Raw genomic sequence first — 24,457 nt, 5'->3', positions numbered from 1 at the left:
CTTTTCCAATCGTGAATTGCCAAGAGGCCGGCCCCCTCGCGATCATGCGGGCCTGGCGGGCACGTGCGCCTGCCGAGAACTTCAAGAATTGGAGACGACATGAACTTGAGACAAGGCGCAAAAATCGCCATGGCTGCGGCCCTCGCTTTGACCCTCCAGACCGGGTTCGCCCAGGCATGGCCATCGCGGCCGGTGCAGCTGGTCGTTCCCTACCCGCCGGGCGGCGTGCTGGACAACTTCGCTCGCCCCATGGCCGAGGCTCTGAGCAAGGAGCTCGGGCAGCCGGTCGTGATCGATAACAGGGCCGGCGCGAACGGGATCATCGGGACGACGCGGTGTGCCAAGGCTCCGGCCGACGGCTACACGCTTTGCATCAGCAATGGCGACATCATGTCGCTCAATCCACAGCTGTATTCGAAGCTTTCATACAACCCGAAGGCCGATCTCGTTCCCGTGGTCCGCATGGCGAACATGGTGGCGGCGATCGTCGTCTCCTCCAGCATCGGTGCGAAGAACCTCACCGAACTCGCCGCCTTGGACAAGGCGAATCCGGGCAAGGTCAACTGGGGTACTTTCGGCACGGGCAGTACCTCGCACGTTTTCCTTACCGAGTACAACCGTGTGTTCGGAACACATCTGACGCACGTGCCGTACAACGGGTCGGCGCCCTTGATGCAGGCCCTGTTGGCGGGGGACGTGCAGTCCGCGATGTTGGCACACGTCGCCGTGGCGCAATACCTCGAATCCGGCAAGCTGCGGGCCATCGCCGTGATGGGCGAAAAGCGCTCCGACTTCTTCCCTGGCATCCCGACCATCAGCGAACAGAAGTTTGACTTTTCCGGCGAGAACTGGATCGGCATGACCGCCCCGGCAGGCACACCGTCCGCGGTCTTGGAGCGCGTCAATGCCGCCGTTAACAAAATCCTGGCCGACGCCGCATTTCGCAAGCGCAGTCTAGAGGCGTTGGGGCTCGAACCCGTGGGGGGCTCGAGGGATTCCTTCGCGCAATATCTGGTGCGCGAGCAGGCGCTATGGTCCGAGTTGATCTCGCACAGCAAGATCAAGCTGGACTGAGAACCGACCGAGATTCTCAGCCGTATGAAGCTGCACCACCCTCCCACTTTCTTCTCGCTGGTCGTGCGTGCCCTGCGCAGGTATCCGGACCGCATCGCCTTCCGCCAGAGTGACGTGGCGGTCCGTTACCAAGACGTCATCGATTTCATGGGAAAAGTTCAGGCGGTACTGAACTCGCACGGTGTCCGCAGGGGCGCGCGCGTCGCGCTGCTGACGGAGAACAGGTACGAAACCTGGTGTGCGTCCGTCGCAGCCCAGGGACTGGGCGCTGCGACCAGCTGGCTGCATCCGCTCAGTTCACTGGATTCTCAGGTCTCCCAGATCGCGGACGTGGGTGCAACGGTCTTGATCATCGACAGCGATGCATTCGAAGCTCGGGCGCATGAACTCGCTTTGGCCCTTCCTGACGTTTCCGTTTTCTACGTGGGAAAAACCGGCCCCGGTGCCGATCTTCTGTCGCTCGTTGCCGTGCACGAACACGCCGAAGCTGTCGAGCGAGGGAGCGCCACCGACATCGGCACGCTGAACTTCACGGGGGGCACGACCGGTCGCCAGAAAGCCATCGTGCGAGAGGCCGGTCAGGTCGCGCTCATGGCCATCGCCATGAACAGCGAACTGGAGTTGCCGGACGGCGTGCAGTATCTGGCCATCGCGTTGATCAGCCACGTCACGGGGCAGTTGATTGCACCGACGCTGATGCGAGGAGGCACCGTCCATTTGATGAAAAAGTTCGACGCGGGACAGGTTCTGGAGACCATCCAGCGCGAACGCATCAGCGCAACCTTGATGGTTCCCACGATGATCTACAAACTTCTGGAGGCTCCACTCGAGAAGTTCGACCTTCGCAGTCTCGAGCTCGTCATCTATGCAGGATCCGTCATTGCGCCGGACCGTTTGCGGCAAGCCATTCAACGCATTGGCCCGGTCTTTTCCCAAGTCTATGCGCAGACAGAATGCACCCCTATCGCGGTTCTGCGGCGCAGCGACCATGATCTCGACGATCTTTCGTCTCTGTCGGCATGCGGCTACCCCATGGCGACGGCCGAGATCGCGATTCTCGGCGACAGCAATGAGCCGGTTGCTGCTGGCGAAGTCGGTGAGATATGCGTGCGAAGCCCGTCGGTGATGCAAGGCTACCTGCAGCAACCAGAAGCCACGCAGGAGGCCCTGGCTGGTGAATGGTTGCACACGGGGGACATCGGTTTTCTCGATCCGCGTGGCCGTCTGTCGATCGTGGACCGGAAGAAGGACATGATCGTGTCAGGAGGCTCGAACGTCTATCCGCGAGAGGTCGAGGATGTGCTGGCCGAGCATGCCGCGGTCGCCTCTGCCGCCGTGATCGGCGTCCCGCATGCAACGTGGGGTGAAGCCGTCGCCGCGTTTGTCGTGCTGCGGGATGGCGCCGAAGCCGAGGCAGCTGACTTGATTGCCTACGTGCGGGAGCGCAAGGGATCGTTGATCGCGCCGAAGCAAGTCATCTTTGCGGACGCATTGCCAACGACGCCGTTCGGAAAAATCGACAAGAAGAAGCTCCGTGCGCCCTATTGGGAGCGCGAAACAAGGCTGATCTGAGACGTTCCGACGCCCCGAAAAGACCATGCATTCTGCTGGAGAGCCGCCCGCGGCTCGTCCGGCCGGTCGCCTGCTCAAGCGTCGGTCTGGGGTTCCGCTGCAATGGACACCTTAAGCCCCGCCGGCCGGTGTGGCGGCGCAAGGAGTGGCAGCCAATTTTTCGGCAATCGCGAGCGCGGCCACTGCACGGGCGAGAGTTGAGGTATCGATGACTACTTCCCCTCTGGGCATCGCTCGCTCGCACGCTTCAAACCGCGTGCGCAATTCACGCAGAAGTTCCACCGGCTGAAGCTTTCCAAAAGCAGCCCGGCTCGGTGCCGTAAGACGTTCCTCTTGTACTGGCACAGGGTTAAAGAAAACGAGCTGCCGAAAAGCCAGCTTGTGGCCGGTCGCGGTACGACCGTAATGCCTGGAAACTTCGTGGCTGCTGCGAAGTTCTCGTATGCCAAGTTCAGCTTATCGGGGCGGGGGCCCTCGATGACTTGGCCGCGCCGCCGTAGATCGCCGGTTAAGCTGGATCAGCCCACCATCTTAAGCACAAGCACCATGTCTCGAGACCCCGGCCTCCACCTCAAGAACCCGACGTCGCTGCGTTACTTCTACGAAGTGGCGCAAGCCGGCTCCTTTCGGCGCGCGGCGGAGCGCACGCATGTGGCGGCCTCCGCCATCAACCGGCAGGTGAAGAATCTCGAAGAGGAGATCGGCGCCATGCTTTTCGAGCGCGGCCGCGGGCGCGGCGGGCTCAAGCTCACCTCGGCCGGCGAGGTCTTCATCCATCACGTGAAGCGCGCCATGGGCGAGATCGCAACGGCCCGCACCGAAGTCGATGCTTTGCGTGGGCTGCAGCGCGGCACGATCAACTTCGGCGTGAACGAAGGCTTCTCACGCGAACTGCTGCCGCAGATGCTGGCCGCCTTTCACAAGAAATACCCGGGCGTGAACTACGAGGTCACGGTCGCGAGCTCGCCGCGGCTGGTGGAGCTGACGCTCGGCGACGAGATCGATTTCGCGCTGGGCTACAACACGCCCGCGCATGCGGGCCTGACCATTCTGGCCAAGCGCGACGTGGGCTCCTGCGTGATGGTGCCGCGCAAGCACCCCCTGGCCGAGCGCAGCTGGGTGCGGCTGACCGACTGCGCGGCCTACGAACTGGTGCTGCCCGACAACAGCCTGGCGCTGCGTGCCACGCTTGACCAGATGTTCGCGCGCGTTGGCATGAAGCCGCGCGCGGTGCTCACCACCAACTCCTACGAGCTGATGCGCAGCGCTGCCTCCGCAGGCGTGGGGGTCGCGATCCTCACGCAGTACATCTTCGGGCGCGATCCCAACCACCCTGATGCAGCCTTCGTGCCCATCCGCGACTCGCGCATCAAGCCGCAAAAGCTCGTGTGCTGCACGCGCGCAGGCCGCCATCTTTCGGTGGCGAGCCTGTCGCTGATCGAAGAGATCCGCAACGCGCTGCGGCACAAGCTCTGAGACGACGCCCCGGGCGGAACCGTGGGGGAGGGTTTCCCCGTGCGTTCGAATAATGCGAACGCAAATGGACGATTTTCATTCTTGCTCCGCGCATTGGCGGTCGATAGATTTGCGCTCATCGACAACCAAGAAGGACTGGAATGGGCGTGTTCAAGGCCATATTGCTGGAGCGTCGCGAGGAGCGGTTCGATGCTTCGCTGCGCAACCTCGACGACTCGGCATTGCCCGATCTCGATGTAACGCTGCGGGTCGAATACTCGTCGCTCAACTACAAGGACGCGCTGGCAATCGCGAACCGCGGCCCGGTGGTACGCCAGTGGCCGATGGTGCCCGGAATCGACGGTGCAGGCGTCGTCGAACACAGCCGTCATCCCGAGTTCACCGCTGGCGACCGGGTCATCCTCAACGGGTGGGGTGCCGGCGAGCAGCACTGGGGCTGCCTGGCCGAGCGCGCGCGCCTCAAGAGCGAATGGCTGGTACCGCTGCCTGAACGGCTCGACACGCGCACCGCCATGGCGGTGGGCACTGCAGGCTACACGGCCATGCTCTGCGTGCAGGCGCTGGAGCGCCAAAGGGTGCGCCCGGACGATGGCGAGATCCTCGTGACCGGCGCCTCGGGCGGCGTCGGCAGCGTGGCGATCAGCCTGCTTGCGGGCCGGGGCTTCCGCGTGGTCGCATCCACCGGCCGCGCTGCCGAGTCGGACTACCTGAAGCGCATCGGCGCAGCGGAAGTGGTCGACCGCGCCATGCTTTCTTCTCCAGGCAAGCCGCTGGGCAAGGAGCGTTGGGCCGGCGTGGTGGATTCGGTAGGCAGCCACACACTGGTGAATGCTTGCGCCACCACCCGCTATGGCGGCGTGGTCACGGCCTGTGGCCTGGCGCAGGGCATGGACATGCCTGGCACGGTGGCGCCCTTCATCCTGCGCGGCGTAACGCTGGTCGGCGTCGATTCGGTCATGGCGCCGCGCGCCGATCGGCTGAGCGCCTGGCAGCGGCTGTCGCAGGAACTCGACCGCGAGCGGCTCGCCTTGATCACGCACGAGATCCCGCTGGCCGCGACGCTCGATGCCGCGCCTGCGCTGCTTGCCGGCAGCGTACGCGGCCGCACCGTCGTCAATGTGCGTGCCTGACATGCGCACTCCTCTGCCCGGCGCCGCGCCGCTACGCGATCTGACGCCCCTGATGCGCCCCGCTTCCGTGGCCGTGCTCGGTGCTTCACCTCGGCCGGATTCCTTTGGCAATTCGGTGGTGAAGAATCTGCTCGCCGCGGGCTATGAAGGCCTCATCTACCCGATCCATCCCTCGGCTGCCGAGGTGGAAGGTCTGCGCTGTTTCGCCGACCTGCAGGATCTGCCCGAGGCACCCGACTGCGCCGTGGTCGCACTGCCGGCGGACAAGGTCCTGCCCGCACTGACCCAGGCCGCGCGGCGCGGGCTCCGCGCGGCGGTGGTCTTCGCCAGCGGCTTTGCCGAACTGGGCGAGGCGGGCCGCGCGCTGCAGGCGGAGCTGGCCGAGCTGTGCGCGCGCACGGGGCTGCTGGTGTGCGGGCCCAACTGCCTCGGGCTCGCCAATCTGCACGAGCGCATTTCGCTCTACAGCGCACCGCTGCCGGAACCGCTGCGCGTGGGCGGGGTCGCCATCGCGTCACATTCGGGCTCGGGCTGCATTGCCCTGGCCGGAGTGGGCCGCTTCGGGCTGAGCCACCTGGTGTCGGTCGGCAATGCGGCCGTGCTCGACGTGGATGACTACCTCGCCTTCTTTGCCGACGACCCGAACACGCGCGTGGCCGCGCTCTTCATGGAATCGGTCCGGCATCCGAGTCGCTTCCTCGAAGCCGCGGCGCGCATGCGTGCGGCCGGCAAGCCGGTGGTGGTCCTGAAGGTGGGTCGTTCGGCACAAGGCGCAGCGGCAACGGCCGCGCACACCGGTTCGCTGGCGGGATCGCACGCAGCGGCCGTGGACTTCTTTCGCCAGGCCGGCGTGGTGCTGGTCGACGACATGGACGAGATGGTCGAAACTTGCGCGCTCATGGTCGAATCGGCCAGGCGGCCGGCCGGCGATGGCCTTGCCGTCATCAACGTCAGCGGCGGCGAGGTGGCGCTCACCTGCGACCTGGCGCAAGCGGCAGGGCTTCGCTTCCCGCGGCTCGCACGGTCCACGCTCGATGCCTTGCGCGCCTGCCTGCCGGCTTTTGCCACGCCGAGCAATCCGCTGGACGCGACCGGCGCGGCGGTCTTCGACATGACCATGTATGCACGCGCCCTCGACGCGCTGCTCGCCGACCCGGACGTCGCGTTGCTGGCGGTTTCGCAGGATTGTCCCGTGAGCCTGGGCGCACAGGGGGCGGAGACCTACCGGGCGATCGCGGCCGCGACTGCCGCCGCGGCCGCACGGACGGACAAGCCGATGGCTTTCTACAGCAATGTGGGCGGCGGCCTCCACCCGCGTGCCGTCGCGCCTCTGGCGGGCAGCGGCGTGGCCGCGCTGCAAGGCGCCCGGGCTGCGTTGGTGGCGATGCGGCATTTCATCGATTGGCATCTCTGGCAGCCCTGCGGCGCGTCCAAGGAGGTCGCCGTGCTCGAAGCCGACGCGGCGTGGTCCGACCGGCTCGCCAGCGGACAGGCGCTCTCGGAGCACGAGGCCAAGCAATTCCTCGAGGCGCACGGCATCCGCACGACCCGCGAAGCACGCGCCGCCGACGCCCAGCAGGCTGCGCAGGCAGCGGAGGCGATCGGCTTTCCGGTCGTGATGAAGATCGACTCCGCGGACATCCCGCACAAGACCGAGGCCGGTGGCGTGCGGTTGGCGCTTCGCACGCCAGCCGAGGTGCGCGCCGCTTTCGCCGACATGCTGGCGACGGTGCGCGAGCGCATGCCCGCGGCGCGCATCGACGGCGTGCTGATCCAGGAGATGGTGCAGGGCGGCGTCGAGATGATCGCGGGCTTGTCGCGCCAGGCACCCTTCGGGCACGCGGTGGTCGCGGGCTCGGGGGGCGTGTGGGTCGAGCTGGTGCGGGACAGCAGTCTTGCCCTGTCGCCGATCGATGCGCCGCGCGCCACCGCGCTGGTGGGCAGCACGCGTGCCTCACGGCTGCTCGACGGATTCCGTGGCGCCCCCCCGGCGGATCGCGGGGCCTTCGAGGCGCTGATCGTGCGCCTGTCGCAGATCGGCAGTGCCTACGCCGACTACATCGAGGCCATCGACCTCAATCCCGTGGCCGTGCTCGCCGAGGGTGAAGGCGTGCGAGTGCTGGACGCGCTCGTCGAGCTTCGCCGCCCCGCCTTCCATTCCATGAACCCAGGAGACTTGCCATGAACTACCGCTGCATCAGCGTGTCCGTCGACCGCTGGATCGCGACCCTCACGCTCAACCGTCCCGAGAAGATGAATGCGCTCGACGACGACATCCTGCTGGAGATGCAGCATGCACTCGATGCGCTGGAACAGGACGAATCGGTGCGCGCACTGGTCATCACGGGCGAGGGTCGCGCCTTCTGCGCCGGCTTCGACCTGAGCCCGCGCGAAGAGCCCTTTACCACCGTCAAGGACTGGCGCGACCACGTGAAGCTCGGCAACGACACCTGGTTTCGCATCTGGCGCTCGCGCCTGCCGGTGATCGCAGCGGTCAACGGCTACTGCCTCGGTGGCGGCTGCGACCTGTCGATGGTGTGCGACATCACCCTCGCGTCCGACAAGGCCGAGTTCGGCGAGCCCGAGATCCAGTTCCAGTCCGCGCCGCCCTTCGCGATCATGCCCTGGGTCCTGGGCATGAAGAAGACCAAGGAACTGCTGCTCACGGGGGATCGCATCGGCGCCGAGGAAGCGGTGCGCATCGGGCTGGCGAATCGGGTGGTGCCGGCCGCGAAGCTGATGGAAGAAGCGCAGCGTCTGGCGCTGAAGCTCGCGATGATCCCGCCGCCTGCCATGCAGCTCAACAAGCACGGCCTCAATCGCGCCTACGACCTTCGTGGTTTCCAGTCGACGGTCGACCTGGGGGCGGAGATCTTCACGCTGGTGTTGATGTCGGAGTCGCAGGAGTCGCGCGACTTCTTCGAGGTCGCGGCGAAGCAGGGCCTGAAGGCCGCCTTCAAGTGGCGTGATGCGCGCTTCGCACTCGCCGGCGAAACCGTCGCGTGAGGCGCCTATGACTGCGTCCGCGAAGCTCAGTGTCATTCCTTCCGCGCCGCCGGCCGAACGCGGCGACAGCGCGATGATCGAGGTCACGGGTCTCAACAAGATCTATCGCAGCCGGGAGGGCCAGCACATCGAGGCGCTCAAGGATGTGAGCTTCGACATTGCCGATGGCGAGTTCGTCACCGTGGTCGGCCCCAGCGGGTGCGGCAAGTCCACGCTGCTCAAGATCCTGGCCGGCACGCTGCGGCGCTCGACGGGCGCGGTCAAGGTACGCCAGCGTCCCATCGACGGTCCGAGCCGCGATGTCGGCGTGGTCTTCCAGTCGCCGGTGCTGCTGCCGTGGCGCACCGTGCTCGAGAACGTACTGGTGCCGATCGAGATCCAGCGCCTGAGCATGAAGGAGTACGAGCCGAGGGCGCGTGCCTACCTCAAGCTCGTCGGCCTCGAAGGTTTCGAGAACAAGTACCCGAACGAACTCTCGGGCGGCATGCAGCAGCGCGTGGGCATCAGTCGCGGCCTGGTGCACGAGCCGGCATTCCTGCTGATGGACGAACCCTTCGGCGCCCTCGACGCGATGACGCGCGAGACCATGAACCTGGAGCTGCTGCGCATCTGGTCGCAGAGCCGCAAGACCGTGATGCTGGTGACGCACAGCATCCCGGAGGCGGTGTTCCTTGCCGATCGCGTGATCGTGATGTCGCCCCGGCCGGGCCGCATCAGCGAGATCCTGCAGGTCGACCTGCCTCGCCCGCGCACGCTGGAGATGATCAATTCGGAGCGTTTCGGCGGCTACGTGTCCGCCATCCGCAAGCATTTTCATTCCCTGGGACTCGACGCATGAACACCGCTTCTGCTTCCGCTGCCATGGCCGCCGGGCTGGACGACGATCCGGCCGCACGGCGCCCCGCGCTCGCCTGGCTCGGCCCCAGGCCGGAGCTGCCGCTCTCGGCGCTGCTCTTCATCGTGGTGGTCGGCGGCTGGGAACTGGCGGTGCGGGTGCTCGGCGTCACGCCGCTGCTGCTGCCGGCGCCGACGGCCGTGGCCGCGGCGCTGTGGGAAGGCATCCGCAACAACACCTTCACCTACCATCTGGGCGTCACCTTCTACGAGACCCTGGCGGGCTTCGTTCTCGGTGCCGGCCTGGGCCTGGTGCTGGGCGCGGTGATTGCACAGTTTCCGCTGGTCGAGCGCACGCTGTACCCCTACGTGGTCGCCTTCCAGACCATTCCCAAGGTCGCGATCGCGCCCTTGTTCGTGATCTGGTTCGGCTACGGCATGACTTCGAAGATCGTGATCACCGCCACGATTGCCTTCTTTCCGGTCCTCGCCAACACGGTGGCCGGGCTGCGTTCGGTGCCCGAAGATCAGCTCGAACTGCTGAAGGCCTTCACGGCCTCGCGCTGGCAGGTGTTCCGCATGGCACGCATTCCCCATGCGCTGCCTTACATCTTCGTGGGACTCGACGTGTCGATCGTGCTGTCGGTGATCGGCGCCATCGTGGGCGAGTTCGTCGGTGCGCAGGCCGGGCTGGGCTACCTCATCCTGCAGCGCACCTTCTCGATGGATACGGCAGGCATGTTCGCCATCCTCATCCTGCTGTCGGCGATGGGACTGGGTCTGCATTGGCTCGTGCATGTCGTCCAGCGCAAGGTGGTGTTCTGGGCGGAGGATGAACGCCGCCGCGTCTCGGGTGCCTGATCGGGTCTTCCTTCGTCCTCTCTCCGTTGTTCCATTCATTCAAGCGAAAAGGCAGGTTCCAAGATGCTGAAACTGATGAAGTTCAAGTGTGTGCTCGCCGCTCTGAGCGTTGCCGCCACGGCCATGTTGCCGGACATGGCGCTGGCGCAGCCCGCCAAGCCACTGAAGAAGGTGACCATCGCGGCCGGCGGCGTGACGGTGCTGAACGTGACCTACCCGTGGCTCATGATGCCGATCGCGCTGGACTACTGGAGGAGCGAGGGCTACGACGTGCAGGTCATCGCCGCGCCCGGCTCCGTGCAGGCGGTGCAGCAGCTCGCCACCGGCAACGTCGACTTCGCGCAGGTGAGCTCCAACGTCGCGATCCAGGCCAACGTCACCAGCAACATTCCGGCACGGGTGGTCATGAACAACAGCGTGATCGACTGGGCCCTGGCCGTGCAGGCGGACGGTGCCATGCAGAAGGTGAGCGACTTCAAGGGCAAGAACATCGGCATCGTGAGCCTCGCGAGCGGCGGCCTGCCGCTCCTGCGGTCGCTGCTGAAGGCCAACGGCCTCGACCCGGACAAGGACGTGAACATCATCGCGACCGGTGCCGGCGCGCCGGCCCTGGAGGCGCTCAAGTCCAATCGGGTGCAGGGGCTGATGTTCTGGAATGCCGCCATCGCCGGCTTCGAGAACGCCGGTGCCAAGCTGCGCCTGTTCCGCAGCCCCGACTGGCAGCGCCTGCCCGACTTCTCGCTGGCCACCACCCAGCGTGCCATCGAGCGCGACCCTGCCATGGTCGAAGCGATCGTGCGCGGGGCGGCCAAGGCCAGCCTGTTCGCCGTCTCCAACCCCGAATGCGTGCGCAAGCTCCACTGGGCGCGTTTCCCCGAAAGCAAGCCGACCGGATCGGACGACGCGACGCTCGCACGCTGGGACGACAATCTCCTGCGCGCGCAGGTGGAGTCGATGAAGGCCGCCTTCGAGATGAACGGCGGCAAACTCTGGGGCCGAGCCACCGCCGAGGGCTTCGGACGCATGCAGGACTTTATGCTGGACGCCAAGCTGATCGATCGCAAGATCGCACCGGCGACCTTCGTCGTCGCAACCGAAGGCTTTTTCGAGCGCGTGAACGACTTCGACATGCAGGCAGTTGCGAAGCAGGCTCAAGCTTGCACGGCGGCGCGATAGCTCGGGCAGGGCGCTTTGGACGAGGAATGGGCCCGCGGGCCTATCGCCGACGTCCGAAGGGTGCTTGGCCGCGCCAGTACCGCACGAGCAGCCAGCCCCCCGCCAACCCGCCCAAGTGTGCAAAGTGCGCGACGCCAGCGAAGCTGCCGGTGACACCGAACAGCAGTTCCAGCGCGCCGTACAGCGTGACGAACACCGGCGCAGGCATCGGGATCGGTGGGATCAGCGGCATGATCTTGCGCGTGGGGAACACCATCGCGAAAGCAACCAGGATGCCGAAGAGACCGCCTGAGGCGCCGACGGTCGGGTACGCGCTGCCGCTCATGGCGGCCACCGCGAGTTGCGCCGCTGCCGCACCGAGCACGCTCACGCCATAGAGCATCAGGAGGCGCTTCGGTCCCCAGACACGCTCCAGGTCCGCGCCGAACATCCACAGGCCGAACATGTTGAACGCGAGGTGCGAAATGCTGCCGTGCAGAAAGGCGTAGGTCACCACCTGCCACGGCGAGAAGGCACCCGAGCCTATCGGCCACAGCGCCAGTGTGGCGGTGAGCCCCTCCGACAGGCCCTGAGCAAGGAATGCAATGACGCTGGTGAGGATCAGCGCCAGGACGGCGGGAGGCAAGGAAGACATCCGGTCGACTCTTTCAGTAGCGGGCGAATCCGCACACGGTGGCTCTGCATGCTCGGGGGAAAATGCTGCGGCGATGCCGATCTGTCCATCGCGATCTCCAGTTGACCTGGACCGCTGCGCATCGCGCAGGGTGTAGATGCCTCAAGTATGCGCTCCGGAACTGGCGGGAAGCACGACTGGCGTCGTACGCCGACGAGCGCGCCATGTCGAGCGTCCGCCGCTGCGGAACCTGTCGCAGAGGCCGGAACCTCAAGGCGCGGGCATACACCCCTCGGGTTTGAAAACGCGCGTGGTTGAAGGCGGGTACTTCGCGAGCTTGTCGGCTGGTCGCCTTGGGCGAGGCAGTAGCTCCCCGCCGCAGTTCGGACATGTCCCGGCAAGACGACCGCCGGCGCAGTCGCTACAGAACGTGCACTCGAAGGTGCAGATTCGAGCATCGGACGAGTCGGGCGGCAGATCTCGGTCACAGCATTCGCACCCTGGGCGCATCTGGAGCATGGCGAAGTCCTCAGTTGGCCTGGTCCCGAGCGGGCCAGAAAAGGAAATTCCTAGGCGCAATCGAGAGTTCATGGCTTCTGAAAGCCGCCCTCGATCCAAACCGCCGCACTGTCTGCGTTGAGCTTGAGGCCTGGAGCCACTCGCACCTCGCCCAGTTGAGCACCGAGCTCGTCGTGCGCGCGCAGCAGGGCATGCGGGTTGTCCTCGTCCGGCACGATCTGCAGCGAGACGCGGATGCGCTTCGATCCGGTGCCGACGCTGACGCTCTTGTTGAGTTGGGCATGCAGCTGCTGCTCGTGCCGTCGCAGCACCTCGGCGGCCGTCTTGACCAGCGTATGGAAGGCCGGCGCATCGAGCGGCTTGGGATTCTTCTTGTCGCGGCCCATGGTCCAGGGCCCAACCAGCGCCGGCTCGGAATCGCCTTGGCGCGTCATCGAGACAGCCCAACCGTCATCGTCTTCGTTCTTGATCACGCGCGCCGTCCAGCGCTCGTCGCTCCAGCAGGTGGCTTCCTGAATAAATGTGGTCTGTTCTGTCATGGGTGGGTCAAAAGATGGAAGGGCCCGTGCGCACTGCGAAGCTTAAGGGACGGGATGTCTGGCAGAGTGCGGCCGAGCCAACGCGACACAGTCACGCGCGCAGGTCCAGTCCTTTCCACGCCGCAAACACCTCCACCTGTTTTTGCAGCCAATCCACAGGCACTGAATTCGTCCCCCAGTGATGCAGCCGCCCGGCTGCCTCGCCAAGGTTCCACAGATGCCGAAGCTGCAGGAACAGCGGCAATGCTGCCATGTCACTATCGCTCACCTGGCCGACGGCGCGGTACCCGCGAAGGTAGTGCGTCCACCGCTCGCGCAGCACATCGTCAGGTTCCTTGAGGCTCTTGCGGAACAGATGCGACCAGGGCAGCACGCTCAGGTCGTACGCCAGGAAGCCCGGGCCTGCATCGTCGAAGTCGAAGAACACGGTCTTCCTGGTGCCGGTCGCGTCCGTGTTCACATGGTTGTTGAAGCCGTGCGTGTCGCCGTGGCAGACGACGCGCGTCAGCCCGGCCTCGGCCGCGGCCAGTTCTTCAAGGAGGCCCTGTACCAGGCGGCGGTACGTTTCCAGCAACTCCGCGCTCAGCTCCGGGTACGCCTGGAGGTAACCCAAAGTCCGGCCGGCCAAGTGGTGGCCGTCCAGCGTGTATCGACTTGGCGGGCCGGCGTAGTCGCGTGCCGCCTCGTGGATGCGGGCCAGCGTGCGGCCAGTGAGTTCGAGCTCTTCAAGGGTATCGGGAACCGCGCCTTCGGCATACCCGAACAGGACCAGGGCACGCGCCCCTTCGGGGAACTGCAGTGGGATGTAGGCGCGCCCATCCGTCGCCGGCACTGGCGCGGCAACGCCCACACCTTTGGCTTCCAAGTGCGACAGCAGCGAGACTTCAAAATGGATGTTGAAGCCGCCGCGCGGCCGAATCGAGTACAGACGCGCGACGTAGCGGGTTCCGTCGGCCGAACGCAGCGCGTAGTTGTCGTTCAGGCCGCGGCGAATCAGGTGGCACTGGTGCACCGGAATGCCATGGTGCTCCTTTACCCAGTGTGAGATGGAGGACGTGGCCGCGGTCGTGTGGGTGGGTACGAGATATGGGTCGTGTGGCTGGTGATGGGGCATAGCTTGTTCGTCGAACCTTCCTCACTCAAAGCTGCGCACACGCCTTCGGCTCCGCCGACGCCCCGCCAACGAAAACTTCGGGGCCGAGTTCACTGCGCCCGTTGATTCGGCGGCGTGAGACGGCTCCCGAAAGAGGTCGGTGATACAATATAACTTGTTGCGGTGCTGTGCCATTTCGTCAGTCACCTCAACGCTGCTCAAAGGTGCAATCTGCCCCATGGGCCCGCGCCTTGCGACCTTTGTCGCCTTGTTTGTGCTGTAGAGCTGCAGCCAGGCAAGCTCCTAGATGGCTCAGCAGGTTGATTCAAGCCTGCGATCCTGAATGAACTAAATTTCCAATATCGCCATTTCCATGGGCAAGTACGTCGTTTCGCCCACGACACATCAGACCGACTGCGGCCGCTTTCGCGCCTCCTTCTCGGTCCATCGCTCCAAGGGTAACGGCAGCTACTGCCGGGTATTCCGTTTCGATAAAGCATTTACCTCGCGCGAAGCCGCCCGGCTTTTTGCAGTCACCCAAGGCTGGCTGCAAACGTGCATGCAGCATCCCCCCACGTGCTGATGATCTGCGCCCGCAGAGCCCATTCACCCTTGCCAGTTGCTGCGGACTCCCGATCCGCACAGCCGTGTTCCGACGGCACGACATCCGTTGCGCACCTTCATTCAGAAAGGCTCTTTCCATGAGCACCAAACTCTACGTGGGCAACCTGCCCTATTCCGTGACCGATGCCAGCTTGAAAAGCAACTTTGCCGAGTTTGGCAGCGTCTCTTCGGCCAAGGTCATGATGGACCGTGAAACCGGCCGCTCCAAGGGCTTCGGGTTCGTGGAAATGGCGTCTGCGGATGTCGCCCAGGCCGCCATCAACGGCCTGAACGGCATGTCCGTCGATGGACGCTCGATCGTCGTGAACCTGGCCCGCCCTCGCGAAGAGGGCAGCGGCTCGGGTGGCTACAGCGCGGCTGGTTACACGGCGGCCAGACGCACGGACGTCGGCTATGGCAATGGCGGCTACGGCGGTGGTCGTTACTGAGCCCGGCAACGACCTCTGAAGACCGGCTCTCCTGAGCCGGTTTTTTTTCGTCCGTTCGAACTGAAATGTCGAGGAGCGGCCTCGCGCTTCCCGCTTCGTCCGCGGGTCCGTGCGGCGAGCCAGGCAGCTTACGTCGCGATGGCGCCGATACCAAAGACCGCCAACGCCACGAACACGATGGCCACGATCAGGAAGATGACGAACAGGATCTTCGCGATCTTTGCCGCACCAGCGCTGACTCCGGTAAATCCGAAGACACCGGCGACGACCGAAACGATGGCGAAGATGATGGCCCACTTCAGCATGAGGTCTCCTTGTTGGAGCCTTGTATTGTTCGCAAGGCTCGGCAGGCCCGAGTAGGGCTGATGCTCGCGGCAGCGTCAGCGAGCATCAGCGCACCGCCATGCGGATACGCCGTGCCGCCTCTTCGGCGCGCGCATCGTCCACCTCGCGCAGCACCCCGCCCAGGTCGACCGGCCCGCTCGGGCGTGCGAAGCTGCCCGTGAGCGTCGAGCCCGTGTGAAGTTCGCCACGCTCGTAGAGGTTCCATATTTCCTCGCCGTACCGGGTGGAGCGCAGCTCGGGCGCGAACTGCCCGAAAAAGCCGGCAAGGTTCCCCACGTCGCGCATCAGCATGCGCCGCGCATGGTTGTTGCCCGCGGCATCGACCGCCTGCGGCAAGTCGATGATGACGGGGCCGTCGGCGGCGAGCAGCACGTTGAACTCCGAAAGATCGCCGTGCACGACGCCCGCACACAGCATGCGGATGACTTCTACCAGCAGCGTTGCGTGATGCAGCCGCGCGTCCTCTGGCGTGAACACGACGTCGTTGAGGCGCGGTGCGGCATCGCCGTGCTCGTCGGTGACCAGTTCCATCAGCAACACGCCGTCGGCAAAGTTGTAGGGCTCCGGCACGCGCACGCCCGCCGCTGCGAGCCTGTAGAGCGCATCGACCTCGGCGCTCTGCCAGGCGGCTTCGGTGGCCTGCCGGCCGAACCTGGTGCCCTTGGCCATCGCTCGCTGAAGGCGCGTGTTCTTGACCTTGCGGTTTTCGGTGTAGTCGACGGCCTGGCGGAAACTGCGCTGGGTCGCTTCCTTGTAGATCTTGGCGCAGCGCGTCTGGTCCCCGCAGCGCACGACGTAGACCATCGCTTCCTTGCCGCTCATGAGCTGGCGGACCACGCTGTCGATCAATCCTTCGTCGATCAGCGTCTGTAGTCGAGGGGGTGCTTTCATGGCCCATTCTGCCTGCCTGCCGGTGGGCCGGGCGGTTTGGAGAGGGTCCGGTCAATCCGGATCAGGGAAAGCGTCCGTGAAAGCCGCGGCAAAGGCGCGGGAGCCGGTCAGGGTAAGCGCAAGGGTCACCCGCCCGGACGCGCGCGGCATGGACACTGTGGCGCGCTCGCGGTCGTAGGCGATTTCAAGCGGGGCATCCGGCTCGGCCACTGCCTGCAACTCGAAGTCCCACTCGCTGTTTTCTTCGACCGACGCCGGGGGTCCGAAGTCGCGACAGGCCCAGCCGAGCACGGTTTCGACCTCATGGATCAAGGCCGGCAAGCGATCGGCAAGGACGGAGGCCATCGCGTCGAAGCTGCACGCGCCGGTGTCCTCGTCGGTCATCTCGAAGAGCAGGTATTGGAGTGGCATCCCTGGAGGATGCCCCAGGGTCGAAAAGTTCCCAAGTCGCTCTGCCCACAAGGCAAGGCTGGACGCCACATGGGAGTCGTGCAACCATGCAGGTTCGAGGGATACCGATTCGGTTCATTGCCAGCGAGGAGGAACCCCGTGTTCAACAAATGCATCGTGGCAACACTACTGTACTGTGCCGTCCTTCCAGCGTGGAGCTGGGAGTCGGACGTCCACTACGGGTTGACCCAATGGCTGGCGCTCAAGGCGGGCTTCACCCCTGAAGAGGCAGGCTGGATTGCCAAGGGCGACGAGTCGGTCGATGAGAGCCCGTTCACCAACCCTGTTGTGCAGACCATGCTCTCTTCATGCGTCGCAAGCAGCGACACCGGTGCGGCTGGCGTCCGCAGGAATCATTTTCCAGCCGAAGTGTCCCCGCCGGCACCCCCTGCAGACAGGCATGTTGTCCCCGGTAAAGTGTGGGACGGAGGCATTCGAACGCCTCATGCCCGCCCAATTCAACGCAGCCAGTTCCAAGATCTGGGAGCCTATCTTCACGCCCTGCAGGACAGTTGGTCGCATCAAGGCATACCCGATACGCCGGAGCCCTGTTCGGATCAGTTGGGCTGGGGCCATGCAGTCTCTCGCGGCGGTTGGACTTGTCATCTGGCGGATCTGACGTACAAATGGGCCGACCGCGACTTACTTCCGATGGCACAAAGCACCTTCGAAGCGCTGACGAGGGCCAGCACCAGGAAGGGCGCTCGATGGGAAGATCTGACACCTGCTGTGATGTCGTTCGCTCGCGCGAGGTCGATTAATGACAAGACGACTTGGTTCCTTGAACAAAAAATTCGGGACACAAGCTTCCTGCAGGGATCAAGCCTTCCGACCTGCGCAGATCCATCCAGCAAGAGCTGTCAGTCGTACGTCGACTTAACGGCCATCTTCAATCGGTGGCAGAGCACCGTTTTGGCTTTCGACAGCACCCCATCATTGGCGTCCACGCTGGTCAGCGCGTTCTTCAAGCGCTTCCTCGACAAGATGGTCGGGCGCGATGATAGAGGCGTCAGGGAAATGATGGATCTGGAGTTGGCAGCCGTTGCGCTGGCCAAGTCACTGCACGTGGCAGGTTCCTGCGAACCGCTGCTTGCCGCCAGCTTTTCGGCGATTGTCGGAGAGGCGTTCTACGACGGGCGCGGCGGCCAGACGCCCTTGAATTTGTGCGAGGCGGCCATCGCGCTGCGGAATGCCGATGAGAAGCTCTCATGCGGCGCGGCTTCCCAAGCCGTCGTTGAATACATGCGCACCGCTTCGCGACGTGGTCCGGGGCTCGGGGAATTGATTCGCAAGGACTTTCGTTCGTACGTTTTCTCGGTCCAACCTTCAAACAGCAAGGATAAGTACATTGCGGTCGCGCGCTTTCCGCACTATCCGAGAGATCGACTTGTCCTGGCAGCGCAAGAGCGCAACGGAGAACTCAAAATTGTTAGCGCGGTGTGGGCGCCTCAGGAATAGTTGGTGCCGCAGGCGCAGGATGTAGACCTTCAGGCAGAAGACGCTGTAGCTCGAACCCCGTGATTCAACACGAGCGCGGAGCTCCGCCACGCGCGAGTCCACCGGATTCAGATGGCTGCCTTGCCCGGCGCCGGGGCTTCGTCTCCACGAGGTAGGCCAAGGGCGGACGTGCCGCGGTCGCAGCCGCGGACGTGGCGGACGAAGCACGCAGTGAAGGGCTTCACCGATGCGCTGCGAATCGAGGTCGAGGACGTGGACCAGGCTCCGGTGCACATGTGCTCATCCAGCCGACGGCAGTGAACACGCCGTACCCGGAGCACGCGAAGAACTACATGGACCAGGAGCCGAAGCTGCCCACGCCCATGATCGATCCCAAGGACGTGGCGAAGGCGATCCTCAAGGCCGCGACCGATTGGGGGCGCGACGTCAAGGTGGGGACGATGTCGGTGCTGAACACCGCGATGTCGAAAGTGCTGCCTTCGTTGGCCCACAGGATGTCCGCCAAGCAGATCGACCGCCAGCAGCGTTGGGAAGACCCGAACCGGCCGCAGGGGACGCTCTACGAGCCGGGGCATTCGGGCCGGACCCACGTGCGAGCCGAGGCGGCGTGAACCTGCCGCCTGCGAACGCCTTCAGCTCTCGCGTGCAGGCACCGCTTCAAAGCCGGGGAGCGTCCGGAGCAATGCGGTCATGGACTTGGCCGCAAACTTCGGGACGTCCGCGAGGTCGACCCACCTGAACTGGTCGACCTCGGGCGTCATAGCACCCGAAAGGTGGTGGGGGAAAAAGCTCACGCACTTGCACGCGGTGATGTCGCACCGGCCGGTATGGACCAACGCCTTGAACAGGTGCAGGTCCTTGCGGGAGTGATACGCCATCAGGCCCAACTCCTCCATGTCGGCGGTCGTCAGGTCGATGCCGGTTTCCTCCTGGACCTCGCGAATGGCCGCCTCTCGCGGTGACTCGCCTTCCTCGGCACCGCCTTTCGGGATGTCCCAGTGTCTCTGCCCGGTGGCATGGGCGAGGAGCAGCTGGCCATGCTCATTCAGGATGAGAACGCCGTAGGAAGTGGTTTTCATACGCGCATCATCGCTTGCACCGCGGCGCCTCGGAGACGCGAATCGAGCTACGCGGCCTTGCGCTCGGGCGTGCTCTTCTTCGCTGCCGTGCGCCGGGCCTTGGCCTTCTTCGCGGGAGCCGTCTTGGCAGCAGGCTTGCTCGCGGCCTTGCCATGGGACTTCGAGCCCCCCTTCAAGCTCCTCTGCAGCAGCTCGGTGAGGTCGATGACGTTGGAGCTTTCAGGCGCTTGCTCTTCGGGCTCGATGACGGTTTCGGTCTTGCCGGCCTTCGCCTTCTTTTCGACCAGCTTCATGACCTGGTGGCGGAACTCGTCCTTGAAGTCTTCCGGGTCCCATTTGCCCGACATCTCGGTGATCAGCTGCTTGGCCATCTTCATCTCGGCAGCGCTGACGTTCTTTCGCCCGGCAGGCGGCAGGTCCAGCGAGTCCAGCGCCTTGACTTCGTCACCCCAGCGCAGCAGGTTCAAGACGAGGGCGGCGCCGGAGGGCACCAGCGCAGCGAGATGCTGCTTGGTGGCAATCACGACCTTGGCAAGGGCAATCTTTCCGCTGTCGACGAGCGCCTCGCGCAAGAGCGCATAGACCTTGTCGCTCTTGTCGATGGGTGCCACGTAGTAGGGCCGCTCCAGGAAGATGAAGGGCATTTCGGCGGCATCGATGAAGCGCTCGATCTGGATGGTCTGGGTCGTCTTGGGGAAGACCGCCTCGATTTCCTCGGGGCTGATGATGACGTACTTGCCGTCCTCGTATTCAACGCCCTTGACGATGTTTTCCTTGCTGATTTCCTTGCCGGTCCGCTTGTTGATGCGCTTGTAGCCGACACGGTCCATCGATCGCTTGTCGAGCCAGTCGAAGTCCACGCCTTCTTCGGTCGCTGCCGTGTGAAGACCGACGGGAATATGGACGAGCCCAAAGGTGATGGCCCCCTTCCAGAGCGTTCGACTACCTGTTGCCATGCCTCGACTTCCTTGCGGCGGGACAACCCCGCAGCGCGCAGCCTGCGTCCACCGGGCCCAAAGCAGCGTAGGCGTGCGCAGCACCGGGCCGTAGGGGGGCTGCGCTTTCGAGCGGGATCCCATGGCGGAACGGCTACCCTACGGGCTATGCCAAGCCTGCGCCACATCGCGGTCTATGTCGAGGAGCCGAAAGCGGGCCGCTTCGCGTGGGTCCTGGCCGAGCTCGAGGGCGACAGCTGGCGCCAGCTGGACCGATCCGACTCGCCGGTGCCGAGCTACAAGACCGCCATGGCCGATGGATTGCTGGCGCTGCAAGGTCTGGTGGACGACCTCGACGCCGGGCCGCGTGAATCCGACGCGCCCGCCCGAAGCGATGCCGGCGAGAGCGACCATCGGCAGGCCAAGCGCGCCGCCCCTTCGAAACAGGCCGCACCCGGAAAGCGGTACTTCGGATTCGGACCTGCGCAGTGATGGCCGCTGCGGCCGTGGCTGCCGACGCGTGAAAGACTGAACGCCGTGCGGATTGCAAGCTGGAATATCAACAACGTCGTCAAGCGGCTGGACCTGCTGTGCGACTGGCTCGAGCGCAGCCAGCCAGACGTTGTGGCGCTGCAGGAGCTGAAGACTCCGACGGCCGACTTCCCCGCCGCGCGGCTCCGGTCGCTCGGCTACGAATGCCTGGCCGTCGGTCAACGCAGCTGGAACGGCGTCGCCCTTCTCGCCCGAGGACATGAGCCCCTGCCGGTCGCCACGGCACTGCCGGGCGATTCGAAGGACAAGGAGGCCCGCTATGTCGAGGCCGCGATCAGCGGGGTGCTGTTCGGCTGCTTGTACCTGCCCAACGGAAATCCCCAGCCCGGACCCAAGTTCGACTACAAGCTGCGCTGGTTCGAACGCATGCGCCGACGCGCCGAGGAACTCTGGGCGTCCGGACAGCCGGTCGTGCTGCTGGGCGACTGGAATGTCGTCCCCACCGACGCCGACATCTACAAGCCCGACACCTGGCGCGACAACGCATTGCTGCAGCCCGAGCCGCGCGAGGCCTTTGCCACGATCCTGGCGCAGGGGTGGACCGATGCACTCCAGGCTGCTCACCCGAAGGAGAAGCTCTTCACCTTCTGGGACTATCGTCGCAAGCGATGGGAGCGCGATGCGGGGCTGCGCATCGACCACATCCTGGTCGGCCAATCGTTGAAGGTCGTGGATGCGGGCGTGGACCGGGAGGAACGCGGACGCGAGAACGCCAGTGACCACGCGCCCGTGTGGGCGGAGCTGCGCTCCGCAAGGCCGACGCGCACCGCTGCCAGCAAAGCCAGCAAGCCTGCGCCCAGGAAAACAGAGGAGGCCCCGGGGCTCACGCGCTACAACGCCAAGCGCGATTTCTCCAAGACCGCGGAGCCGGCCGGTACTCCGGTACGACGAAGCAAGGCAAAGGCCGGAAGTCCACCCGTCTTCGTCATCCAGAAGCATTGGGCCTCGCGCTTGCACTACGACGTGCGCCTGGAGCTCGACGGCGTCATGGTGTCCTGGGCCGTTCCCAAGGGGCCGTCGTACGACCCGGCGATCAAGCAGATGGCCATCCACGTCGAAGACCACCCGATCGACTACAACACCTTCGAGGGTGAGATCCCCAAGGGCGAGTACGGCGGGGGGTCGGTCATCGTGTGGGACCGAGGCACCTGGGAACCGGTCGGCGACCCGCGCGAAGGGCTCGCCAAGGGCAAGCTCATCTTCAAGCTGCATGGGCAGAAGCTCGCCGGGCTGTGGGAGCTCGTGCGCATCTCCAAGCCCGGGGAGAAGAAGCAGGATCAGTGGCTGCTGCTGAAGAAGCGGGGCGACGCGTGGGCCCGGCCCAGCACGGAGTACGACGTCATCGCCGCCCTGCCCGACAGCGTCGTCGCGCACCCGCTGGGCCTGGTCGAGGAGCGCGAACCGCGCGGCGCAGCCGTCTCGCGGCCACGCGCCGACACAGCCGACCTGCGCCAGGCCAGGCGGGCGCCGTTGCCCGCCAAGCTGCAGCCCCAGCTCGCGACCTTGGTCTCGTCCGTGCCGCAGGGCGACTGGATCGTCGAAAGCAAGTTCGACGGCTACCGCCTTCTCGCACGCATCGACAAAGGCGACGTCCGGCTGTTGACCCGCAATGGCCACGACTGGACCGGCAAGCTCGAGTCCGTTGCAGCGGCCGTTGCGGACCTCGGCCTGGACAGCGCCTGGCTCGATGGAGAGATCGTGGTGCTGAATGAGGCGGGGGTGCCCGACTTCAACCGGCTTCAGAATGCCATCGACAACGCCCGCACCAACGAGATCGAGATGTTCGTGTTCGACGTGCCCTTTCTCGGCGGCATGGACTTGCGCGATGTGCCGCTGGCCAGCCGGCGAGAGGCGCTCAGGCAGCTGTTCGAGCGGCACGACGATGGCATCGTGCGGTTCAGCCAGTCCTTCGACGTGCTGCCGGGACAACTGCTGGACGCGGCCTGCCGCATGGGCATGGAAGGCATCATCGTCAAGCGCGCGAACTCGCCTTACAGCTCGGGACGCACGGAAACCTGGCTCAAGCTGAAGTGCACGCACAGGCAGGAGTTCGTGGTGGTCGGTTTCACCGACCGCGCCGGTGCCGCGCGCGAAGTCGGAAGCTTGCTGCTGGGCTATCACGACGGCGAGGCCCTGCGGTTCGCCGGCTCGGTGGGAACCGGGTGGGACTCGGCCACGGGGCGCGACCTGAAGACGGCGCTTTCCAAGCTGCGGAGCAACCAGCCCACCGTCGCGCCCGAGGAGGTGAAACCGGGCCGATGGTCGCGGCGCGGGGCCGGCTCCGAACATTGGGTCAAGCCCACCATGGTGGTCGAGGTCGCGTTCTCGGAGTGGACGCCGGACAACCGCATCCGGCACCCGGTGTTTCGCGGCGTGCGCACCGACAAGCCGGCGGCGCTCATCGTGCGCGAAGACGCGAGGCCCATCGCGGCTGCCCCTACCGCCTCGAAGGTGCCGCAGGGCACCGGGGTGAAGGTCACCAACCCCGAGCGTGTGATCGACCCCTCCACCGGGCTGCGAAAGGTCGACCTGGTGCGCTACTACGAAAGCGTGGCCGAATGGATGCTGCCGCACCTGAAGGGCCGTCCGGTGTCGCTGGTGCGGGGCCCTACCGGCATCACGGGCGAGCTGTTTTTCCAGAAGCACGATGACAAGCTGTCCATTCCCCACGTGCGCAACTTGCCAGCGCATCTCTGGCCCGGCCACGCCGAACTGCTGGAGGTGGCCAGTGCGCCGGCGCTGGTGGCCTGCGCCCAGATGAACGTGATCGAGTTCCACACCTGGAACTCGCTCGCCAGGAACATCGACAAGCCCGATCGAATGATCTTCGACCTGGACCCGGGCGAAGGCACGGGTTGGCAGCACGTGCAGGAAGCAGCGATGCTGGTTCGGGCCTTGCTGTCGGAGCTCGGGCTCGAGTCATGGCTGAAGACGAGCGGTGGCAAGGGCTTGCACGTCGTGGTGCCGTTGGCGCCCCGCTTCGACTACGACACCGTCAAGGCGTTCTCGCAAGCGGTGGTGCAGCATCTGGCCAAGACCATCCCATCGAGGTTCGTCGCCAAGAGCGGCGCTTCCAATCGCGTGGGCAAGCTCTTCGTGGACTACCTGCGCAACGGCCACGGCGCAACGACCGCCGCGGCGTTCTCGGCGCGCGCACGGGCAGGCCTCGGTGTATCGATGCCGGTGAGCTGGGATGAGCTGCCCAGGCTGAAGAGCGGAGGCCAGTGGACGATCGGCACCGCGCGCGAGTACCTGTCGTTCCAGAAGGCGGATCCGTGGTCGGCGTACTGGACCACCAGGCAGTCGCTGAATGCTGCGATGAAGACCTTGGGATTCGTCGTCCCGAAACAAAAATCACGGGCCTGAGCCTGCGACTTGTGGGAGGTCGAAGCGCTGAGCCGTGCGCGGGGATGACATCGTTTGACCCAACGCGCCTCCGGCCGGACACGGTGCGGTCTTACGATTTCGGGATCGCGCTTTGTAGAAGCTCCTGGAGCAACAACTCAAACGGAGATTTTCATGAAAGCCATCGCATCCATTGCTGTCGCCATCACCGCCATCGTGACGCTTGCCGCGTGCGACGTGAAGAAGACGGCGGAAGGGAACGTGACGGTGCCCAAGTACGAGGTCGAGAAAAAGCAGGCCGGCGACGTGACGCTTCCAAAATATGACGTGACGACGCCCGACGTGAAGGTGACCAAGGAAGAGAAGACCGTCAACGTTCCCACGGTGAAGACCGAGGAGAAGGTGATCGAAGTACCGAAGGTTGAAGTCACCCCGGCCAAGGACAAGTAAGGATTGA

General features: G+C 65.0%; 25 protein-coding genes. 16 read left to right on the top strand and 9 right to left on the bottom strand.

The window, feature by feature from the left end; genetic code table 11:
• Window positions 1–99 precede the first annotated feature (99 nt).
• The 9 genes from E5CHR_RS00910 (at window position 100) to E5CHR_RS00870 (ending at window position 11,129) form a co-directional block, all read left to right on the top strand.
• Window positions 100–1,074, top strand: coding sequence for a Bug family tripartite tricarboxylate transporter substrate binding protein (locus tag E5CHR_RS00910; RefSeq protein WP_162577947.1), 975 nt, complete (start codon window positions 100–102; stop codon window positions 1,072–1,074).
• A gap of 24 nt (window positions 1,075–1,098) precedes the next feature.
• Complete coding sequence (locus E5CHR_RS00905) at window positions 1,099–2,646, top strand: AMP-binding protein (RefSeq protein ID WP_162577946.1); 1,548 nt, start codon at window positions 1,099–1,101, stop codon at window positions 2,644–2,646.
• A 546-nt stretch (window positions 2,647–3,192) separates the two neighbouring features.
• Complete coding sequence (locus tag E5CHR_RS00900; protein WP_162577945.1) at window positions 3,193–4,122, top strand: LysR family transcriptional regulator; 930 nt, start codon at window positions 3,193–3,195, stop codon at window positions 4,120–4,122.
• A 140-nt stretch (window positions 4,123–4,262) separates the two neighbouring features.
• Window positions 4,263–5,252 (top strand): acrylyl-CoA reductase (NADPH), encoded by a 990-nt coding sequence (gene acuI, locus E5CHR_RS00895; RefSeq protein ID WP_197893827.1) that lies wholly within the window; start codon window positions 4,263–4,265, stop codon window positions 5,250–5,252.
• 1 nt (window position 5,253) lies between these two features.
• On the top strand, window positions 5,254–7,437 hold the full coding sequence (locus E5CHR_RS00890) for an acetate--CoA ligase family protein (RefSeq protein WP_162577944.1): 2,184 nt from the start codon (window positions 5,254–5,256) through the stop codon (window positions 7,435–7,437).
• Complete coding sequence (locus tag E5CHR_RS00885) at window positions 7,434–8,258, top strand: enoyl-CoA hydratase/isomerase family protein (protein ID WP_162577943.1); 825 nt, start codon at window positions 7,434–7,436, stop codon at window positions 8,256–8,258. The genes E5CHR_RS00890 and E5CHR_RS00885 overlap by 4 nt, the downstream gene beginning before the upstream one ends.
• A 7-nt stretch (window positions 8,259–8,265) precedes the next feature.
• Complete coding sequence (locus E5CHR_RS00880; RefSeq protein ID WP_332061173.1) at window positions 8,266–9,096, top strand: ABC transporter ATP-binding protein; 831 nt, start codon at window positions 8,266–8,268, stop codon at window positions 9,094–9,096.
• The gene (locus E5CHR_RS00875; protein ID WP_232061906.1) at window positions 9,093–9,953 is read left to right on the top strand and encodes an ABC transporter permease; all 861 of its coding nucleotides are present in this window, start codon (window positions 9,093–9,095) and stop codon (window positions 9,951–9,953) included. Before E5CHR_RS00880 ends, E5CHR_RS00875 begins: the two co-directional genes overlap by 4 nt.
• Window positions 9,954–10,016: 63 nt before the next feature.
• Complete coding sequence (locus E5CHR_RS00870; protein ID WP_232061905.1) at window positions 10,017–11,129, top strand: ABC transporter substrate-binding protein; 1,113 nt, start codon at window positions 10,017–10,019, stop codon at window positions 11,127–11,129.
• 40 nt (window positions 11,130–11,169) lie between these two features.
• Here the strand turns inward: E5CHR_RS00870 and E5CHR_RS00865 are convergent, their stop codons facing one another.
• From E5CHR_RS00865 to E5CHR_RS00850, 4 genes are all read right to left on the bottom strand, one after another.
• The gene (locus E5CHR_RS00865; RefSeq protein WP_162577942.1) at window positions 11,170–11,763 is read right to left on the bottom strand and encodes a rhomboid family intramembrane serine protease; all 594 of its coding nucleotides are present in this window, start codon (window positions 11,761–11,763) and stop codon (window positions 11,170–11,172) included.
• Between the two features lie 249 nt (window positions 11,764–12,012).
• Window positions 12,013–12,261, bottom strand: a complete 249-nt coding sequence (locus tag E5CHR_RS00860) for a DUF1272 domain-containing protein (protein ID WP_162577941.1) — start codon at window positions 12,259–12,261, stop codon at window positions 12,013–12,015.
• Between the two features lie 68 nt (window positions 12,262–12,329).
• Complete coding sequence (locus E5CHR_RS00855) at window positions 12,330–12,800, bottom strand: hypothetical protein (protein ID WP_162577940.1); 471 nt, start codon at window positions 12,798–12,800, stop codon at window positions 12,330–12,332.
• A gap of 91 nt (window positions 12,801–12,891) precedes the next feature.
• Window positions 12,892–13,914: a phosphotransferase enzyme family protein gene (locus tag E5CHR_RS00850; RefSeq protein WP_162577939.1), complete on the bottom strand. Its 1,023-nt coding sequence runs from the start codon at window positions 13,912–13,914 to the stop codon at window positions 12,892–12,894.
• Between the two features lie 352 nt (window positions 13,915–14,266).
• Here E5CHR_RS00850 and E5CHR_RS32095 point away from each other — a divergent pair, with 352 nt between their 5' ends.
• Together E5CHR_RS32095 and E5CHR_RS00845 are read left to right on the top strand one after the other, a co-directional pair.
• Window positions 14,267–14,476, top strand: coding sequence for a hypothetical protein (locus tag E5CHR_RS32095; protein WP_162577938.1), 210 nt, complete (start codon window positions 14,267–14,269; stop codon window positions 14,474–14,476).
• A 118-nt stretch (window positions 14,477–14,594) separates the two neighbouring features.
• Complete coding sequence (locus E5CHR_RS00845) at window positions 14,595–14,945, top strand: RNA recognition motif domain-containing protein (RefSeq protein ID WP_162577937.1); 351 nt, start codon at window positions 14,595–14,597, stop codon at window positions 14,943–14,945.
• Window positions 14,946–15,073: 128 nt separating this feature from the next.
• On the opposite strand, the gene E5CHR_RS00840 is transcribed toward E5CHR_RS00845, so the two are convergent.
• From E5CHR_RS00840 to E5CHR_RS00830, 3 genes are all read right to left on the bottom strand, one after another.
• Window positions 15,074–15,250 (bottom strand): DUF1328 domain-containing protein, encoded by a 177-nt coding sequence (locus tag E5CHR_RS00840; RefSeq protein WP_162577936.1) that lies wholly within the window; start codon window positions 15,248–15,250, stop codon window positions 15,074–15,076.
• 85 nt (window positions 15,251–15,335) lie between these two features.
• Entirely contained in the window at window positions 15,336–16,181 is an 846-nt protein-coding gene (locus E5CHR_RS00835; protein ID WP_162577935.1) for a PA4780 family RIO1-like protein kinase, read from the bottom strand.
• A gap of 51 nt (window positions 16,182–16,232) precedes the next feature.
• A complete protein-coding gene (locus E5CHR_RS00830) occupies window positions 16,233–16,565 on the bottom strand; it encodes a hypothetical protein (protein ID WP_162577934.1) in 333 nt (110 codons plus the stop codon).
• Between the two features lie 165 nt (window positions 16,566–16,730).
• Between E5CHR_RS00830 and E5CHR_RS00825 the strand changes: the two genes are divergently transcribed.
• Both E5CHR_RS00825 and E5CHR_RS00820 read left to right on the top strand, forming a co-directional pair.
• Window positions 16,731–18,089, top strand: coding sequence for a hypothetical protein (locus E5CHR_RS00825; protein WP_162577933.1), 1,359 nt, complete (start codon window positions 16,731–16,733; stop codon window positions 18,087–18,089).
• 296 nt (window positions 18,090–18,385) lie between these two features.
• Window positions 18,386–18,700 carry a hypothetical protein gene (locus E5CHR_RS00820; RefSeq protein ID WP_162577932.1) on the top strand — a complete coding sequence of 105 codons (315 nt, stop codon included), beginning with the start codon at window positions 18,386–18,388 and terminating at the stop codon, window positions 18,698–18,700.
• A 21-nt stretch (window positions 18,701–18,721) separates the two neighbouring features.
• Here E5CHR_RS00820 and E5CHR_RS00815 read toward each other — a convergent pair whose 3' ends face one another.
• Both E5CHR_RS00815 and ku read right to left on the bottom strand, forming a co-directional pair.
• Window positions 18,722–19,168 carry an NUDIX hydrolase gene (locus tag E5CHR_RS00815; RefSeq protein ID WP_162577931.1) on the bottom strand — a complete coding sequence of 149 codons (447 nt, stop codon included), beginning with the start codon at window positions 19,166–19,168 and terminating at the stop codon, window positions 18,722–18,724.
• Window positions 19,169–19,215: 47 nt separating this feature from the next.
• Entirely contained in the window at window positions 19,216–20,124 is a 909-nt protein-coding gene (gene ku, locus E5CHR_RS00810; protein ID WP_162577930.1) for a non-homologous end joining protein Ku, read from the bottom strand.
• 147 nt (window positions 20,125–20,271) lie between these two features.
• Here ku and E5CHR_RS00805 point away from each other — a divergent pair, with 147 nt between their 5' ends.
• From E5CHR_RS00805 to E5CHR_RS00795, 3 genes are all read left to right on the top strand, one after another.
• Complete coding sequence (locus E5CHR_RS00805; RefSeq protein ID WP_197893826.1) at window positions 20,272–20,595, top strand: hypothetical protein; 324 nt, start codon at window positions 20,272–20,274, stop codon at window positions 20,593–20,595.
• Window positions 20,596–20,640: 45 nt separating this feature from the next.
• Complete coding sequence (gene ligD / locus E5CHR_RS00800; protein WP_162577929.1) at window positions 20,641–24,021, top strand: DNA ligase D; 3,381 nt, start codon at window positions 20,641–20,643, stop codon at window positions 24,019–24,021.
• A 153-nt stretch (window positions 24,022–24,174) separates the two neighbouring features.
• Window positions 24,175–24,450 carry a hypothetical protein gene (locus E5CHR_RS00795; RefSeq protein ID WP_162577928.1) on the top strand — a complete coding sequence of 92 codons (276 nt, stop codon included), beginning with the start codon at window positions 24,175–24,177 and terminating at the stop codon, window positions 24,448–24,450.
• Window positions 24,451–24,457 lie beyond the last annotated feature (7 nt).

This window comes from Variovorax sp. PBS-H4 (assembly GCF_901827205.1).
Lineage (GTDB): Bacteria > Pseudomonadota > Gammaproteobacteria > Burkholderiales > Burkholderiaceae_C > Variovorax.
Note: the sequence above shows the minus strand (reverse complement) of the source record. Positions and strands in the feature narration are given on the sequence as shown.